Source organism: Collinsella sp. TM09-10AT (genome assembly GCF_003436275.1).
In the GTDB taxonomy this organism is placed as follows: Bacteria; Actinomycetota; Coriobacteriia; order Coriobacteriales; family Coriobacteriaceae; genus Collinsella.
In genome coordinates this window covers 203,272-220,355 of record NZ_QSOP01000001.1, presented here as the reverse complement: position 1 = coordinate 220,355, position 17,084 = coordinate 203,272, and the positions used below count along the sequence as shown (strand labels likewise).

Annotated in this window: 17 protein-coding genes; 2 read left to right on the top strand and 15 right to left on the bottom strand. The window is 60.6% G+C overall.

Annotation, left to right across the window (positions count from 1 at the left end; genetic code table 11):
* Positions 1 to 132 precede the first annotated feature (132 nt).
* Entirely contained in the window at positions 133 to 2,136 is a 2,004-nt protein-coding gene (locus DXD77_RS00970; protein ID WP_117564114.1) for a fructose-specific PTS transporter subunit EIIC, read from the bottom strand.
* A gap of 272 nt (positions 2,137 to 2,408) precedes the next feature.
* On the opposite strand from DXD77_RS00970, the gene DXD77_RS00965 reads away from it, so the two are divergent.
* Positions 2,409 to 3,266 (top strand): MurR/RpiR family transcriptional regulator, encoded by an 858-nt coding sequence (locus tag DXD77_RS00965; RefSeq protein WP_117655428.1) that lies wholly within the window; start codon positions 2,409 to 2,411, stop codon positions 3,264 to 3,266.
* A 261-nt stretch (positions 3,267 to 3,527) separates the two neighbouring features.
* On the opposite strand, the gene DXD77_RS00960 is transcribed toward DXD77_RS00965, so the two are convergent.
* The 14 genes from DXD77_RS00960 to alaS form a co-directional block, all read right to left on the bottom strand.
* Positions 3,528 to 5,156: a DNA repair protein RecN gene (locus DXD77_RS00960; RefSeq protein ID WP_117647344.1), complete on the bottom strand. Its 1,629-nt coding sequence runs from the start codon at positions 5,154 to 5,156 to the stop codon at positions 3,528 to 3,530.
* Positions 5,146 to 6,006 (bottom strand): NAD(+)/NADH kinase, encoded by an 861-nt coding sequence (locus tag DXD77_RS00955; protein ID WP_117564117.1) that lies wholly within the window; start codon positions 6,004 to 6,006, stop codon positions 5,146 to 5,148. The genes DXD77_RS00960 and DXD77_RS00955 overlap by 11 nt, the downstream gene beginning before the upstream one ends.
* Complete coding sequence (locus DXD77_RS00950) at positions 6,003 to 6,806, bottom strand: TlyA family RNA methyltransferase (RefSeq protein WP_117564158.1); 804 nt, start codon at positions 6,804 to 6,806, stop codon at positions 6,003 to 6,005. The genes DXD77_RS00955 and DXD77_RS00950 overlap by 4 nt, the downstream gene beginning before the upstream one ends.
* Before the next feature lie 35 nt (positions 6,807 to 6,841).
* Positions 6,842 to 7,081: an exodeoxyribonuclease VII small subunit gene (locus DXD77_RS00945; RefSeq protein WP_006233978.1), complete on the bottom strand. Its 240-nt coding sequence runs from the start codon at positions 7,079 to 7,081 to the stop codon at positions 6,842 to 6,844.
* 2 nt (positions 7,082 to 7,083) lie between these two features.
* Entirely contained in the window at positions 7,084 to 7,668 is a 585-nt protein-coding gene (gene nusB / locus DXD77_RS00940) for a transcription antitermination factor NusB (protein ID WP_117564118.1), read from the bottom strand.
* Between the two features lie 3 nt (positions 7,669 to 7,671).
* Positions 7,672 to 8,034: an Asp23/Gls24 family envelope stress response protein gene (locus tag DXD77_RS00935; RefSeq protein ID WP_006233982.1), complete on the bottom strand. Its 363-nt coding sequence runs from the start codon at positions 8,032 to 8,034 to the stop codon at positions 7,672 to 7,674.
* 24 nt (positions 8,035 to 8,058) lie between these two features.
* Entirely contained in the window at positions 8,059 to 8,622 is a 564-nt protein-coding gene (gene efp, locus DXD77_RS00930; protein ID WP_006233983.1) for an elongation factor P, read from the bottom strand.
* Between the two features lie 160 nt (positions 8,623 to 8,782).
* The gene (locus tag DXD77_RS00925; RefSeq protein ID WP_117564119.1) at positions 8,783 to 9,913 is read right to left on the bottom strand and encodes a Xaa-Pro peptidase family protein; all 1,131 of its coding nucleotides are present in this window, start codon (positions 9,911 to 9,913) and stop codon (positions 8,783 to 8,785) included.
* Positions 9,914 to 10,045: 132 nt separating this feature from the next.
* Positions 10,046 to 11,155, bottom strand: a complete 1,110-nt coding sequence (locus tag DXD77_RS00920; RefSeq protein ID WP_117564120.1) for a hypothetical protein — start codon at positions 11,153 to 11,155, stop codon at positions 10,046 to 10,048.
* Entirely contained in the window at positions 11,152 to 11,685 is a 534-nt protein-coding gene (locus DXD77_RS00915; protein ID WP_099431675.1) for a shikimate kinase, read from the bottom strand. Before DXD77_RS00915 ends, DXD77_RS00920 begins: the two co-directional genes overlap by 4 nt.
* 8 nt (positions 11,686 to 11,693) lie before the next feature.
* The gene (locus DXD77_RS00910) at positions 11,694 to 12,191 is read right to left on the bottom strand and encodes a YqeG family HAD IIIA-type phosphatase (protein ID WP_117647342.1); all 498 of its coding nucleotides are present in this window, start codon (positions 12,189 to 12,191) and stop codon (positions 11,694 to 11,696) included.
* 1 nt (position 12,192) lies between these two features.
* On the bottom strand, positions 12,193 to 13,548 hold the full coding sequence (gene mltG, locus DXD77_RS00905) for an endolytic transglycosylase MltG (RefSeq protein WP_233502352.1): 1,356 nt from the start codon (positions 13,546 to 13,548) through the stop codon (positions 12,193 to 12,195).
* The gene (gene ruvX, locus DXD77_RS00900; RefSeq protein WP_089571740.1) at positions 13,541 to 13,969 is read right to left on the bottom strand and encodes a Holliday junction resolvase RuvX; all 429 of its coding nucleotides are present in this window, start codon (positions 13,967 to 13,969) and stop codon (positions 13,541 to 13,543) included. Before ruvX ends, mltG begins: the two co-directional genes overlap by 8 nt.
* Positions 13,970 to 13,986: 17 nt before the next feature.
* Positions 13,987 to 16,644, bottom strand: coding sequence for an alanine--tRNA ligase (gene alaS, locus DXD77_RS00895; RefSeq protein WP_117564124.1), 2,658 nt, complete (start codon positions 16,642 to 16,644; stop codon positions 13,987 to 13,989).
* A 196-nt stretch (positions 16,645 to 16,840) separates the two neighbouring features.
* Here alaS and DXD77_RS00890 point away from each other — a divergent pair, with 196 nt between their 5' ends.
* Positions 16,841 to 17,080, top strand: coding sequence for a hypothetical protein (locus tag DXD77_RS00890; RefSeq protein ID WP_117564125.1), 240 nt, complete (start codon positions 16,841 to 16,843; stop codon positions 17,078 to 17,080).
* The last annotated feature ends 4 nt before the right edge of the window (positions 17,081 to 17,084 follow it).

Sequence of the window (17,084 nt, the reverse complement as noted above, 5' to 3'; positions counted from 1 at the left end):
TTGCCTCTTGACAATGTCCTGCTCATATTAAAAGGAACGTCCCTAAGTGCCAAGTTGAGATGAAAAAGGCGGAGGCCCTGGTGAGGGTCTCCGCCTTTTTACAGGGGGCGATATTAATCGCTGACTGCTGGATTAGACCAGGCGGGCGTTGATCGTCTTGGCGATCTCGGCGGCGTCGGTGGAACCCTTGACAGTGGCACGGAAGTCCTCGTCCATGAGTGCCTCGGCGACCTTGGACAGGATCTTGAGGTGTGTGGTGCCAGCCTGAGCACCCGGGATGAGCAGGGCGATGGCCACGTTGACGGGAGCGCCGTCCATGGTGTCCCAACCGGTCACGCCGGACTCGTCCTTGACGACGATGACGGCAGCCTCGGTAATAGCGTCGGACTTGGCATGCGGGATGGCGAAGCCCTCCATCATGCCCGTGGTGCCCTCGGCCTCGCGGGCCAGGAAGGCGTTCATCACGGCGTCGGCGTCGCCGGCGATACCGGCCTTGACAGCCTGGTTGGAGACAAAGCTCAGGGCCTCGTCACGAGAAGCGAAGTCCTCGGCGACAAAGACGTTCTCGACCTTCACGAAGTCGGCAGCCTCGGCCTTGGGAGCCTCGACAGCAGCGGCCTTGGGGGCCTCAACCGGCTTGGCTGCAGGGGCAGCCTTCTGGTTCTTCTCGAAGTCGAACTTCTTGAAGGCCACGAACAAGATTCCACCGACCACAGCACCGATGAGGATCGCGAGGACCCACAGCGGACCGTTCTCGACAACGGGCAGGACCAGGAAGCCGCCGTGAGGCGCCGGATCATGAACGTTGAACATAATGGTCAGGATCGAGGCGATGGAAGAACCGAGCATCATGATGGGCATGACGGGCCAGATGTTCTTGGTCATGAACGGAATGGCGCCCTCGGTGATGTGGGTGCAACCAAGGATGAGGTTGACGACACCGGCGTCGTGATCCTCCTGGCTGAAGTACTTCTTGCCGACGACGACGGCGAAGGTGGTGATCAGCGGCGGAACGATGCAGGCGGCGGAAACGGCAGCCATGAAGTTGGTGCCGAAGTTGTAGGTCTCGGTGCCAACACCGGCGGCCAGGGCCTCGGTGAGCATAGCCGTACCGGTGACGTAAGCAGCCTTGTTAACCGGGCCACCCATGTCAAAGGCGCACATGCAGCCGATAGCAAGACCCAGGACAACGGCGCCAGAGGCAGACAGACCCTTGAGGAAGTCCATCATGGCGGTGTTGATGGCAGCCATGGGGCCGGAGATGCCGAGCATGACCAGACCGACGATGGCAGTCGAGAACAGCGGGTACAGGAAGATAGCCTTGAGGCCGTCCAGGTTCTTGGGCAGACCGGCAAAGACCTTCTCGAGCAGCAGGATGACATAGCCAGCGAGGAAGCCGCCGACGATGCCGCCCAGGAAGCCGAAGCCCACACCGGCGCCACCGGCGTCGATCATGCCGGTATCGGCGTTAACGGGCAGACCCTGGATGGCGATCATGCCGGCAACAAAGCCGGGGACGAGCGCCGGGCGCTTGCCGATGGACTCGGCGATGTAGGCGGAAAGCACCGGAACCATGAGGTTCATGGCGATACCGCCGATAATCTTGAGCATAGCGGCGAAGCTGTTGTAGTCGGCAGCCGTCGAATCGAAGGACGTGATGCCCCACAGGAACGAAACGGCGGTCAGAACACCACCGGCGACGACGAAGACCAGCATGTGGCTGACGCCATTCATGAGGTGCTTGTAGATGACATGGCCGATGGACTCCTTCTCCTCGACCTCGTCCTCGACATCGGCGGCAGCGGCAACCGTATCGTCGCCCTTGGCGGCGAGCGCGCGGTCAATCAGCTTTCCGGCGGCCTCGACGGACAGGGCCTTGGAAACACCGACGGAAACCATGGGCTTACCGGCGAAACGCTCAGCCTGGACATCCTTATCGGCTGCGACGACAACGGCCTTGGCACCAGCGATCTCGCTCTTGGTGAGCTCGTTCTCGACACCGACCTGGCCATGGGTCTCGACCTTAATGGTCAGACCGCGCTCGGCAGCTGCCTTCTCCAGCGCCTCCTTCGCCATGAAGGTGTGCGCGATACCGGTCGGGCAACCGGTGGCGGCGATGATGTCAAACTTAGCCATGTGTCCCTCCTTCTTGAGTACTGCGCCCGCAGGCGCTCCCCTACACGCGCGTCCTTGCGCGCTTTTCCACAACTGAAAGATACCAACCCAGCGCTTTCGCGGAAAGGAAAATGTCCCAATTCTCCGGTGAAAGGTTCTTTCATAACCGTAAACGGTAGGTGAAAGTTTACCATCAACACTTGAAACGGCAAGGTGTATCTTGTAATTGAAAATGCCCGTATACTATGGCATTGAAAAACGAGTCCAATTTTCATGCCAACCAGGAGCCATCCATGACCGATAGCAGCAAGAGCGCGCTCTCCCTTATTAGCACTCATCAGGGATATAGTGGATCCGAGCAGCGCATTGTCGACTATATATTGGAGCACCAGTCCGAGGCGCCGCGCCTGACGGCCGCACAGCTCTCACGAGCCGCCGCCACGTCCGAGGCGACGGTTTCGCGCTTTTGCCGCAAGCTGGGCTTTGGCAGCTTCCGCAGCTTTCAGTTTTCGCTGGCACGCGACTTGGAGAGTCAGCGCAACGAGGGCCTGACCGACGAGGTCTCGCTCGACAACATGGAGCAGAGCCTTAAAAATATCTTGGCTGCCAAGGTCAGCGAGCTTAACGCGACCATCGACGGGATTGACCACGATACGCTAACGGCCGTTGTACACGCGTTAAAGAATGCGGGCGTTATTGAGTTTGCGGCCGTAGGCAACACCAACGCCGTTGCGCTCGACGCGACGTTTAAGTTTTCGCAGCTGGGCCTTCGCTGCATGGCAAGCACCATCAGCGAGACCTCGATTGGTTTCGCGCTCACGTTGCGCCCCGGCGACGTTATCGTGCTGATCTCGAACTCCGGCAAGTCGCGCCGTCTGAATCGCATGGCAAAAGCGGCTCGCGACTGCGGTGCCACCGTGGTCGTCATCAGCAGTGACAGCAAGTCTCCACTTGCGCGCCTAGCCGACTACACCTTTAATACCGTCAATCACGAGGCGCTGCTGACAACGGGCGACTTCGCGTTCTCCAAGATGAGCGCCACGATGATCATCGAGGTCATCTACAACTTCCTGCTGCCCGAAATCGAGGACGCCCGAGAGCACATCAGCTACTACGAGGAGCTCATTCAACCGGATAAGGTCGTAGAGTAGGTTTTAACGGGGGACGTTATGTGCCGTTCCCACAAAACTATGCCGGTTTACTACGATGAAATCGGAACATGCAATCACATCGCATTGTTAAAGAAAACCGCAGGCTTTCTACCTGCGGTTTTCTTTTTGCAATTTTAGCCGTGCTCGAGCTATGCCGATTCATCGTAGTAAACCGACATAGTTTTTTGACGGTCGTGCCAGACGGACAAGTAGCGAGGCAAGAATTACTGATATTTTGCCCCCCAACACCACCGGGTCGTTCTAACCTCGAGCATCTTCCAGCATCTGTCTGGCGTGCGCCAGGCTTGCCTCCGATTGATCGCCGCTCAGCATTCGAGCGATCTCTGCGGTACGGGCGTCCCCAGTCACCTCGTCCAGATGCGTCTGAGGAACGTCGCCTGGCTCCTTGCTGACCACGTAATGCTTGTCGGCCATGACCGCAACCTGCGCCAGGTGGGTTACGACGATGACCTGATGCGTGGCGGCAAGATCGGCCAGCACGCCAGCAAGAGCACGAGCCGTGGAACCACCGACACCGGCATCGACCTCGTCAAATACCAGCGTGTCGACGCCGTCCGCATTACCGAGGACAACCTTGCTCGCCAACATAACGCGGCTCAGTTCGCCGCCCGACGCAATGCGGCGCAAGGGACGCGGCGTCAATCCGGCGCCGCTGCGATACAAAAGCTCGTAGCTCGAAGGCCCCGCCGGCGTCCACTCGGCACGCGGAAGATCACGCGACTCCCAAACCAGCTCAGCGCCGCCCATCTCGAGGCGTGCCATCTGACGACCCACCTCGTGGCAAAAACGCGGGGCTGCCGTATTGCGCGCGCGCTTAAGCGCCTTGGCGGCGGCGAACAGTTCGTGCTCCGCCGCGCCGAGTGCCTCGCGTGCCTTCCTAATCTGCTCGTCACCATCGTCCACCAGCGATAACAACTCCCGCGAGCGGTCACGCATGGCAAATACATCGTCCATGGTGGGACCCCACTGACGCAGCAGGCCCTTGAGGTCGGAATACCGCTCGCGCATGCGAGCGAGCTCGCGAGGATCGAACGCAACGCCATCGCGATAAGCACGCAGCTCGTTGGCGCAATCCTCGAGTGAGATGCAGGCATCCGAAAGTGCGTCGGCGATGACACCCAGTTTGCGATCGACGGTAGCCATGCGCGACAGTTCTGCCACGGCGCCGTTCACGGCATCGAGCGCTCCCCCTTCGGCAGCAAGCGATGCATGGGCATCGTTAGCTGTGGCAACCAGTACCTCGGCATGTTCGGAGCGCGGCAGCAGCTCCTCGAGCTCCTCATACTCACCCGGCTTGGGGTCGACCTCGGCGATACGCTCCAGGGCGAAGCGCGCCTCCTCGACGCGACTCCCCTGCGCACGCGACGCCTCCTCTACGCGACGGACCTCCTTGACAGCCGCACGCGACGCCTTAAGGCAGGCACGGTACTTTTCCAGCGCCTCGAGCGCAGAGCGACCAGCCCAGGCATCGACCATAGCAACATGATGCGCCGGATCGAGCAAGCGCTGATGCTCGTGCTGGCCGCAAAGATCCATCATCACGCCGACGCGCTCGGAAAGCTCGCGCACGCTGGCGATGCGGCCGTCAATCTTGACGCGGCTGCGGCCCTCGGCAGAAAGGCTGCGCTGCACGGTGAAGCCCTCCGCGTCGTGCGGGCCATCGAACAGGCGAGCCTCGACGCTCGCAAGCGCCTCGCCCTCGCGCACGGTCGACGAATCGGCACGCTCGCCCAAAATAAGCTTAAGCGCCGAGAGCAGCGCGGTCTTGCCGGCGCCAGTCTCGCCAGTCAAAACCGTTAGGCCTGTGCTGGGCACCAGCGTCGCCTCGCGAATGAGTGCAATGTTTGAAACCTGCAGCTCATCGATCATGACGAACTCCGTAGAATACGCGACTCACCGAGTTATAGAAGCTTTCGGGGCCATAGTCGAGCAACAGCACATCGCCGGGACCGCGACGCACGGCCACGCTCTCGACCGTGCCGTCGCAGGTAATAAACTGTCCGTCGATAGCGATGGCAGGCACACTCGGGCGGTCGTCAGACATAAAGATCTCGACGACATCGCTTGGCGAGGTCAAAAAGGCGCGAGCTTGAATGGTGTGCGGCGCGATGGGCACGCAAACCATACCCGTGTAATCGGGGCTTACGATGGGACCACCGGCTGAAAGCGCATAGCCGGTGGAGCCGGTCGCCGTCGATACGACCACACCGTCGCCACGCAAGCGGTCGATATGGTGGCCCGACACGGTGATGTCGAACTCGACCATATCGGACAGGGGCCCACGCGTGAGCGCCATGTCGTTAAGGGCGAACGAACGCACGACGTCCTTCGTGCCGTCCTCGCGCACGGAAACGATATCTGCGGCGATGGTGGCGCGACGGCTCACGTGGAGCTCACCGGACAGGGCATCGCTCACAACCTGCAAAACGTCGCGTTCCTCGGGACTGGCCGCCGTCAAAAAGCCCAGGTGACCATAGGAAAGACCCAAAATGGGAATCTCACGGTAGTTGAGAATGCGGGCGGCGCGCAGCAGCGTGCCGTCGCCGCCGAGCGTAATGACCAGGTCGGCATCGTCAACATCGGGCGTGCTCTGAATCTTGGAGCGCTGGTCGGCCGCCCATGCGACCTCGTAGCCCTGGCGCGTCAGCCAGAGCTCGAGCATCAGGCCGCTCTCGACCGCCTCTTGCTTGTAGTAATTGGGAACCAGAAAGACCTTCATAGCGTTGCCGCTTTCTCGCTCAAAGCCGATACCTGGGCTTGCAGCTCGTCATTCGAGCGCTCGCCGGGGGCAAACCTCGTGCCGTACAGGAAAAACTCAACGTTGCCCTTGGCGCCATGGATGGGCGACACGCACACATCGACCGGGAACAATCCCTTCGCGGCAAACAGCTCGATGACCGCAACGAGCGTGTCGACACGCACGGCGGGGTCGGTCACGATACCGCCCTCGCCCACCAGCGCCGCCGGAGCCTCAAACTGCGGCTTTACCAGCGTACAAAACGAACCCATAGGCGTCAGGCAAGCCAGCACCGCATCGATGATGTTCGCGATGCTGGTAAACGACACGTCGCACACAGCCAAGTCGATAGCGCTCTCATAGCCGAGCTCGGGCAGCTGCGTCACGTTGGTGCGCTCATGGAGCGTCACGCGATCGTCTTGGCGCAGCGACCAATCAAACTGGGCACGGCCCACGTCGACCGAAACGACCGTGGCGGCACCGCGCTTGAGCAGGCAATCGGTAAAGCCGCCAGTAGAGCAGCCTACGTCCAGGCAGGTAAGGCCCGTGGGATCGATACAAAACGCATCGAGCGCACCCTCAAGCTTAAGGCCGCCGCGCCCAACGTACGGAATGCGCCCCTTAACGTGCAGCGGCAGGCCCGGCGTCACCTTGAGCCCCGGAGAGGTCAAACGCTCACCGCCGCTCGAAACCAACCCGGCCATAAGAGTGCGAAGGGCATCCGCGCGATCGGCGCAGATGCCCTGTGAAATCAGTTCGTCATCGAGACGCACGCGTTTCATGAATGCCATCAACCATTCGTATCCGGAGATGCGGCCTAGCTATCCTGGGATTCGTTTGCCGCATCCTCATCGTATTCCTGCTCGAGCTTGTCGGCCTCACGCGGCGTCAGCTCAAACTTGTCGACCATATCGACCGCGCGGGAACCCAGTTCAATCGCTTCGTCAAACAGATCGAGCGAACGCTCCAGGGACGTATCCTTGGAGCGAACGGTAGCGATGATCTGATCCAGACGGTCCGAGATCTCGTCAAAGTTGCGGACAGAACCCTCTGGCATGACTACTCCTCGAAGGAGTCGACGACAGCCTCGGCGGCGTCCGCATCCTCGGCCAGCACGCCAGCCTCAGCCTGAGCAACCGCAACCTTAGCGGCAGCCTCGGCAGCCTGGGCCTCCTCGCGAGCGCGATCCTCGGCCAGCAGTTCCTGGTACAGGTCCTCGCCCGGCAACTCCTCGCTGCGCGCGATCTTGCCCAGCACGCCGTTGACGAACGACGCGGACTGGTCGGTGCCATAGGCCTTGGCAAGTTCGACGGCCTCGTTGATCACGATAGCGTCCGAGACCTCTTCGTCGGTAAGGAAGCGCATCTCGTAGACGGCGATACGCAGCAAATTGCGGTCGGCGCCGGGCATGCGCATAAGATCCCAGTTCTTGGCGACGGCGCGCAGGGCACAGTCGATGCGATCGATATGCTCGTAGGCACCGCGGCACAGCTCCAGCGCATAGGGGTCGAGGGGGCCCTTCGAGATCAGGAAATCGCCCTCGAGGACGCGCTCGAGCGGGCTGTCCGTGGCCTCGGCCTGAAACAGCAGCTGCAGCGCCTGACTGCGGGCAAGCGTACGCCCGCGATAAACCTTAAGGCTCAAAGGTTACTCCTTGGGGAAAACGAGGCCGTCGATGCAAACGTCAACGCGCTCGACCTCAACGCCCACCTGGGCATCGATGGCAGCGACCACGGCAGCGCGAACGGCCTCGGCGAGTTTCTTGAACGGATAGCCAAAGAACACCACGACGCGCACGGTGAGCGCGAGCTTGTCGCCGACGACCTCGGCCTCGACCGCCGGCTCGGAAGCCGGGGCCTTGGACGAGAGCATCATGGAGACAAGGTTGGTGGCAAGGTCCTTGACGCCAACGGAGGCGATGCCCTCGACATCGGACACGGCGCGCGAGACGATGGCGGTCAGAACATCGGGCGAAATGCCGATGCCGTCAATCTTGATTTCCTGGGGCATGAGTCCTCCTAGAAGAGTTGGTTGCTAGACGCGGGAGACGAACTTGCCGTCGCGGGTGTCAACCTTAATGACCTCGCCCTCGTTGAGGTACATGGGGACCTGGATGACAGCGCCGGTGTCGATCGTGGCCGGCTTGGTGGAACCCTGGACGGTGTCGCCCTTAAAGCCCGGGTCGGTCTGGACGATGGTGGTCTCGATGAACATCGGCGGAGTCACGCCCATGAGCTCATCGTCGGCGAAGAGCAGCTGGCAGATGTCGTTCTCGCGCAGCCACTTGGAGTTCTCGCCCACCATGTCCTCGGGAACGGGAACCTGCTCATAGGATTCGTTGTCCATGAAGATGTAGTCGGTGCCATCGTTGTAGAGGTACTGGAACTCACGGGTGGTGAGCATGACGCTCTCGAACTTGGTGCCGGCGTTGCAGGTGTTCTCGACGACGCGGCCGCTCTTGATGTCGCGGGTCTTGTAGCGCACAAACGCGCCGCCCTTGCCCGGCTTGACATGCTGGAACTCGACGATGGTGTAGACCTTGTCCTTAATGCGGAGACCGAGGCCGTTCTTGAAGTCGGCGGTAGAAATGGTAGGCATAGCGACCTTTCTTGTTATGGGCAGAACGCACAAGCGTCCAAATTACATACGAGCGAAATTATACACTTGCAGACGGCGCCTGCAGCGAGCGCATAAAAAGAGAACGCGGGGCGTCCGAATTGCTCCGGAGGCCCCGCCCCAAACTATCTACCGAAGTAGACTAGCAATCGATGACGTGAAGGTCATGCGGCGTCTTGGTGAAGGGCTCGTAGCCGTTCTCGGTGACCACGCCGTAGTCCTCCAGGCGCACGCCGCCCACGCCGGGCAGGTAGACGCCGGGCTCCATGGTGATAACCGAGCCGACCTCGATGATATTCTTGCTGCGGTTGAAGTTGGGCAGCTCGTGGATGTCAATGCCCACGCCGTGGCCCAGACCATGGTTGTAGTAATCGCCATAGCCGGCATCGCCAATGATCTTCTTGGAAAGCTTGAAAATGTCGTTGCCCTCGACGCCCGGATGGATGGCGGCGACGCACTCCTCGTGCGCACGGCGCACGAGCGCGTACAAGTCGAGCTGCTCCTGCGTGGGCTCGCCCATCACGACGGTACGAGTCATGTCGGAGCGGTAGTCGCAATAACCCGCGCCATAATCCATGAGAACGAAGTCGCCCTTCTCGATCACGCGGTCGCTCGGGACGGCATGCGGGTTGGCGGTGTTGGGGCCGCTCGCCACGATGGAGCCGAAGGCCAGGCTGTCGGCGCCGTTGGCGAACATAAAGTTCTCGAGCTCGTTGCGAACCTGCTTCTCGGTCATACCGGGCTTAATATAGCCGAGCATGTGCTGGAAGGCGGTGTCGGTGATCGACTGCGCATGGCGCATGAGCTCGATCTCCTCGGCGTCCTTGATGGCGCGCATCTTGCGAATGTCGTCATGCATCAGCGGCAACATGCAGGCGACGGAACGATCCTCCAAGCCACGCTGGATACCCTGGTAGAAGTTGATCTGCATGTCGTCCTCGACAGCGCAGACGCGGCACTTGTTGGCCGCGATCTTGCCGGCGACCCAACCGGAGATGGTGCCCTCGTCCATGTCGTAAACCCAGGGGCTGCCGGCGGGCGTGTTCTCCTCAAAGCTGTTGAGATAGCGCGAGTCGGTATGGAACAGGCACTGGTCGGCCGTAATAAACGCAGCATGCGGGAACTCGAAGGTGTAATCGAAGACGCCCTTGACGCCCGTAAGCCAACGAAGGTTGGCCTCGTCGCGCACCACGATAGCGTCGTAGCCACGCTCAACCATCAGGGCACGGACACGCTCGATACGACCGGCGGGACCGGCAGCAAACTCTGACATGCAGGTTCCTTTCTTGTTGTCTCTATAAAGACGGAACGGGTCTCAACCGAACGACGGAATCGCGCGCGATTCGCAACCGATTGGAAACCCGCCCCTCAACATGATACGAAAGACGATGTATGTCAATAAATCCTAGAGAAGTTCTTTGCGAGAAGCCAAGTATGCGCGAGCATGGCGGTCGAGAACCTCGTCCTCAACGCTCGTTAGACGAATGGCGCCGAGCGCCGCGGGCAGCGGCAACATGCTGCGGTTCGAGCGGACAAACTGCTGCCTGCGGAACTCCTCGATATATGAGGCAGGCTCCAGATCGAAGGCAAGCTCCTCGATACCAAAGTCCTCCAGGCAGTCATCGACCTCAAAGACGTAATCGATATCGAAGTCACAGGCATCATGTGCTAGGCGCGCCTCAAAGCGCATACCCTCGGACAGCAGCTGGTAGACAGGGACCTGCGACGCGGCATCGACCAAGCAGGCGCGCAGGGTACGCTCCCCCGTCTTGCCAAAATCGAGCGCATGACGGGCGCTCGGGTTCGTGGCCATCAGTACGTCCTTACGTGCAGTCTGAGACCACTGAACGGCATTGACGAGCGCGACCTCCTCGCCCGCGAGAATCTCGGGGACGGTCTCGGTAAACTGATTCCAGCGGGACTTGCTGCTCGAAAGCATGGTGCCAACAAGTACCGCATAACCGAGCTTAAGGTCCTCGGGGTCCGCCGCGCGAACAAGGTCGAGGTCACACACGACCAAGCCCGGCTCGGGACGAAACGCGATAGCGGGAAGCGCATTCTCCGACGAGGCGACGAGCGGCTTCATGGTCGTCGCGACCGTGAGCATGGCGTCGAACGTCGTCGGCAGCAAGGCGCACTCGGTGCGACCGCACCACTGATTGGCACACCAGCAAACGACTGAGCAGGTCGCCGTGTCGCCGACAGCGACAACGAGATCGTCACAGGTAATGCCATTAGCCGACAGGGCGCCAAAGACGGTATCGGCATCGACCAGCGTAGCACCGGCAGGCGAAACCTCGAGGACGAGCAGCGACACGGCAAAGCCGGCGTCGACCAGCGCATGCTCGACGACCTCGCCAAAACGCTCGGATGTGGCGTCGTTCCAAACCACCATCGCGCGCTTAGGCTTGCCCACAACCGAGGCAAACATGCGCGGCAGCTCATCGAACGCGCCCAATCCGACACGGACATCGACGCTGCGGTTTTGGAAATTGATCAGTTGACGGCGAATCATAGCAGTCCACGCTCCAAAAGCATCTCGGCACAAAGGTAGGAAACGTCCTCGAAGGACTTGTTGCGAATATCAAGGGTAATATCGGCGGCCTGGCGATACAGCGGACGGCGATGCTCAAACAGGCGCGCAGCATGCTCGGGCGAGCGGAAATCGGGCCGGGTATCAGAACGGCGAATCTGGCGCAACGAGTCCTCAAAGTCGCCTTCGAGGTACACGCATGTACCCATCTCGTGCATCAGTTCAATGTTCACCGGCGTCTCGACGATGCCACCCCCGCACGACACCAGCAGGCTGCGCTCGCTTTGAAGCGAACGGAGTGCCGAGGTCTCAAGCTCGCGAAAACGATCCTCGCCCTCGGTCTCAAATATCTCGGTCACCGACTTGCCACATCGACGCACAACCAAACGATCGGTATCGATAAAACGCCGCTTGAACATAGTGCCGACGTTGCGCGCGAGCGTCGATTTGCCCGCGCCCAAAAAGCCGATAAAGAAAATATGGTCGCAGCCGTGTTTGATGTGCTGAGACATGGCGAAACCTATTCCTCGCAGGGAAGGTCGCGCAGGGCCCGGCGCTCAAAGATACGGAAGATCTGCGTGTACCACAGGTCCTGGGTTGCCTGCGGCTTGACCAGAATAGTGTCAACGCAGGCAAAACTACCGCTCCACACGTCCGTGTACAGCTGATCGCCGATCAGCACCGCCTCGTCTGCCGTGGCGCCGAGGCGCTTAAGACCCGCCTTCAAGGCAAACGGCGCCGGCTTCATGGCGTGGCTGATGGCCTCGAGTCCCAGCTCGCGTGCAGAGCTCATGACCTGATCGCGATGCCAGTTGTTGGACACCATGCACAGCTTAAAGCCTTTGGCGCGGGCGGCGTCGAGCCAAGCGGAAACCGCAGCGGGAACCTGCTCGGTGTCGCGCGGCACCAGAGTGTTATCGCGATCGAGCAGAATGGCGCGTTTGCCGTCGGCCCACAGGGTATCAAGGTCGATGCGATCGACCGAGGCAACGTATCGTTTGGGGCTAAAAATCCTCATGCTAATTCCAAGACTGTTGATGCTCTTCGTAGGTTTGCGAGAAGTACTCCTCGTCCTGCGTAATGTAGAAATACAGGTCATCGGAGTCGGTCGGCTCAAGGGTGGCCTTGAGCGCCTCGAGCGACGGAGAGCAGATGGGCGTGGGCGGCAGGCCCTCGTGCTTATAGGTGTTATACGGACTATCGCTCTGCAGGTCGTCGGCGGTAACCTCTCCGCCGGTGACATACATCATGGTCGCATCGCTATTGAGGTAACGCAGGCCATCGAGCTTGCCCGCCAGACGGTTATAGAAAACCGATGCCACATGCGCGCGCTGATCGGCGTTGAGGCCCTCGCGCTCGACGATCGAGGCAAGGTTAACGATGTCGTAATCGGACATCTCCACGCCATAGCGCTCCTTGATCATGGCCTCACAGCTCGCAAAGTCAAGCGACTTGTACTCGGTGTTGAACTGGTCAAGCATGGCGCGAATCACATCATCGGCAGAAGGGTCCTTACCCAACGAATAGGTCTTGGGGAATAGGAAGCCCTCGAGTGAATCGTTTGCAGCGTCTTTAAGGAAAGCGTAATCATTCACATAATTGCTCGCCTTGGCCTGGTTAAGGAAATCTTCCTTAGAAATGCTGTCGTATGCCGCGGCCACACGATCGGCGACCTGGTCGACCGTCAGGCCCTCAGGGATAGTCAGTGCATCGGAGCCCGCATTGGGGCCTTCCATGAGCTGCTGAACAACCTTGGTCGCGTCCATGAGCGTGGTAAACGAGTAGGTGCCAGGCTTAAGCGACATATCGGCATTGAGCTTTTTGACCGCCGCGTAATAATCCTTGGGGTCTTCGACGATATGGTTCTCGGAGAGAATCGAAGCGATGGCATCACCCGAGGCGCCATCGGGAATCGTAATAGTAACTTGCTGGCCAGCAGCGACTTTCGCATCCTCGCCGGCAAAGAAGCCCTTGACGGCCGGCACAACAAAGAAAACGATCGCGACAAGCGCAAGCACGGCGATGACGCCACCGATAATCATAGGCACCGGAGAGCTTTTCTTTTGGACGCCACGGCGGGCATGCGTGTTATAGCTCGAGCGCGTGGCCGGAGCAACGCCGTGCGAGCCATGAGCATGATGTGCGTGGGGGCGTGATTGCCGGGCCTGCCCCTGCGTGCGCTGGGCAGGAGCCTGCTGCTTAAAACGAGCGCCGCCAGCGGGCTGCGCGGGACGAGCTGCGGGCTGTTGAGCGGCACGCTGAGCAGGTTGAGCCGAACGCTGCGTCGGCTGCGCCGGGCGCTGGCCAGGCTGAGCAGGGCGCGGCGCAGGCTGCCGTGTACGATTCTGCTGGCGCGGATCGGAAGCGCTAGGCATGCGAAACCTCCTCGTTTTTACGATCGAGCCATGTCTGCAAGAACAGGCTGGCGGCGATCATGTCAATCTTGCCCCTCATCTGCTTTTCGTTGAGTCCCTGCTCTCGCAGGATTCGCTTGGCCTCCTGCGAGGACAGACGCTCGTCCTCAAACTCCAGCGGAAGTTCGAGCTCGTCGGCAATCTTTTGGGCCACTGCGGCGACGCGCTCGGCCTGGGGGCCGGGCTCACCTGCCATGGTCAAGGGACGTCCACTTACCAGGATATCGGGCTCATAGTCCTCGACCAGGTAGCGAAACGTCTTTGCCATACCAGTGACCTCGGCAGCCGGAAGCACCTTGACAGGCATCGCCATCTTGCCATCACGGCTCGAGACGGCAATGCCAATCCTGGTCTCCCCTATGTCCAGTGCGAGCGCGACCACAGCGACTACTTAGGTTCTTAGGCGCCGAGCGCGGTCTTGGCGGCCGCGAGGGCATCGGCGATACCGGCAGCATTCTTGCCACCGGCCTGGGCCATGTTGGGACGACCGCCACCGCGACCATCGACCAGGCCCGCGATCTGCTTGATCACGTTGCCGGCGTGGAAACCGGCCTTCACGGCGTCATCGGAGCCGGCGGCGAGCAGGGCCGGGGTGCCCTTCTCGGTAACGCTGGCAACGACGCAGGCGACGGGGCCGGCAACCTTCTGGTGCACGGTATCCCACACATTGCGCAGGTCAGCAGCCTCAAGACCCTGAAGCTCAGCGACGACGAGCTTGTAGCCGTCGAGCTCGACAGCGCCCTCGATGGCGCCAGAGATAGCGTCGGAGGAGCCACCGGTGAGTGCCTTCTTGAGCTTGTTGGACGTCTCGCGCAGCTCGGCCTGCAGGTTCTCCACGCGGGCGGGAACCTCGTCAACACGGCACTTGAGCGCAGCGGCAGCGGCGTCAACGAGCGCCAGGCGGTCGGCCATGTAGTCGAGAGCGCCCTTGGAGGTCACGGCCTCGATACGGCGGACGTTGGAGCCCGTAGAGGACTCGGAAATGATCTTGAACAGGCCGATCTCGGCAGTATTGGCGGCATGCGTACCGCCGCAGAGCTCACGGGAGAACGGCTGATCCTCGGCGCCCACGGAGACGACGCGGACGACGTCGCCGTACTTCTCGCCAAAGAGGGCGACAGCACCGGCGGCCTTGGCCTCGTCGATGCCCATGACGCGGGTCACGACCGGTTTGGAAGCGAAGATCTGCTGGTTGACCAGGTCCTCGACAGCCTTGAGCTGCTCGGAGGACAGGGCCTCGAAGTGCGTGAAGTCAAAGCGCAGGTGCTCGGGCGTCACCAACGAGCCAGCCTGGGAGACATGCTCGCCCAGGACCTGCTTAAGCGCGGCGTCGAGCAGGTGCGTGGCAGTGTGGTTGCGGCGCAGGAAGCCACGGCGCTCGGCGTCGAGCGCGGCTGTCACGGTAGCACCGACGGTCAGTGTGCCCTCGGCAACGTGCGCGACGTGAGCATACAGGCCATTGTGGTTCTTGGTGTCGGCAACAGTCAGCGCAACGCCCTCGGCGGAAAGCTCACCGGCATCGCCCTGCTGGCCACCCATCTCGGCGTAGAACGGGGTGCGGTCGAGCACGACCTCGACGTCCTCACCGACGGAAGCAGACTCGACGGACTCGCCGTTGCGAACGATGGCGACAACCTTGGCACCCTCGATCACATCGTTGTCATAGCCGTCGAACTCGGTCGCGGCAACCTTGTCGGAAAGCTCGACCCACACGTCGTTGAAGCTGCCCCAAGCATCGCCCTTGACGTTGGCGCGAGCGCGGGCCTTCTGGTCCTCCATGCAAGCGGTGAAGCCGTCCATATCGACGTCGTGGCCAGCGACGCCGGCAATCTCGACGGTCAGGTCAATGGGGAAACCAAAGGTGTCATGCAGCTTAAAGGCGACGTCGCCCGGAAGGACAGCACCCTCGGCAAGCGCGGCCAGAGCCTCATCCAGGTAGACGCGGCCGTTGTCGAGCGTCGTGGAGAAACGCTCCTCCTCGGAAGCGACGATACCCTTAACGAGCGCGACGTTCTTGAGCAGCTCGGGATAGGCCTCGCCCATCTGGGCGTTGACCTCGTCAATGAACTTGGTCAGGAAGGCGCCCTCGATGCCCAGCAGGCGACCGTGGAACACGGCGCGGCGGAGCAGGCGGCGAAGGACGTACTCGCGACCCTCGTTACCGGGGAGAATGCCGTCCGAGATCATAAAGTCGACGGCACGAGAGTGATCTGCGATGATGCGCAGGGAGCGGCTAGCACCGGAGTAATCGTCGGCGTCATAGGTCTTGCCGCTGATCTTCTCGCCCAGCTTGATGAGGTGCTGCATCAGATCGCCGTCGTAGTTAGCGGTCTTGTGCTGCATGATGGCGGCCATGCGCTCCAGACCCATGCCCGTATCGAGGTTGCGGTGCGGCAGCTCCGGCATGGAGCCATCCTCCTGGCGGTCGTACTGGGTAAAGACGAGATTCCAGAACTCCAGGAAGCGGTCGCAGTCGCAGCCGGGCTTGCAGTCGGGGCTGCCGCAGCCGACCTCCTCGCCCATGTCAAAGTAGATCTCGGAGCACGGACCGCAGGGGCCGGTGGGGCCAGCGGCCCAGAAGTTGTCGTCCTCGCCCAGGCGGGAGATGTGATCCTCGGCAACGCCCAGGGAGCGCCACACGTCATGGGTCTCGTCGTCCTCGGTAAAGACGGTGAAGTACAGGCGATCGAGCGGCAGCTTGAACTCCTTGGTAATGAGCTCAAAGGCCCAAGCGCAGGCCTGCTGCTTGGAGACGCCGCCAAAGGAGAAGTCGCCGAGCATCTCGAAGAAGGACAGGTGACGGCCGTCCTCACCGATGCAGTCGATGTCGTTGGTGCGGACACACTTCTGGCAGGAGATCGCGCCGATCTCTTTCATGGTCTTCTTGCCCTGGTAGTACTCCTTAAACTGGTTCATGCCGGCGTTGGCAAGCAGCAGCGAAGGATCGTCGGGGACGAGGGACGAAGAAGGATAGAGCTTAAGACCGCGCTCCTCAAAGAAGTTGAGGAACTTGGAGCGAATCTCGGCCGTAGTCATTGACGGGTAGTCAGCACTCATAGAGGGAATCTCCTCGGTTTCACATCGAAACAGTTCAAACGTAACGATATTACCATCCCACCGCGCCTGTGCAAAAAAGAGGGCCGCCAAACAGCGACCCTTCAGCGAAAGTGCACGTTATTATGGTCTGTCAAATACTTTGAAAAAAATGATTTTGGTAAAATTTCATATAGGAATCGTCCGGAAGGAGCGATCAATGAATAGCAAACGGTTTGTCGTGAATGCACTAACCTCAGTAGCCCTTTTAGCAATCTTCGCTTACTCGAGCTGGTATGTGAACCAGCCGAGATTTGGCTACGCATTGTACGCAGTAACATCTGGCGATAAAGCGTATTACACCCTAAGCGCAATTGACACCATCTTTTTCTATGTGGCTGGCCCCTTATCAATCGCTTTGATCGCGTTTATTGTTATTTACAACATCAAGAAACGCTAACAGG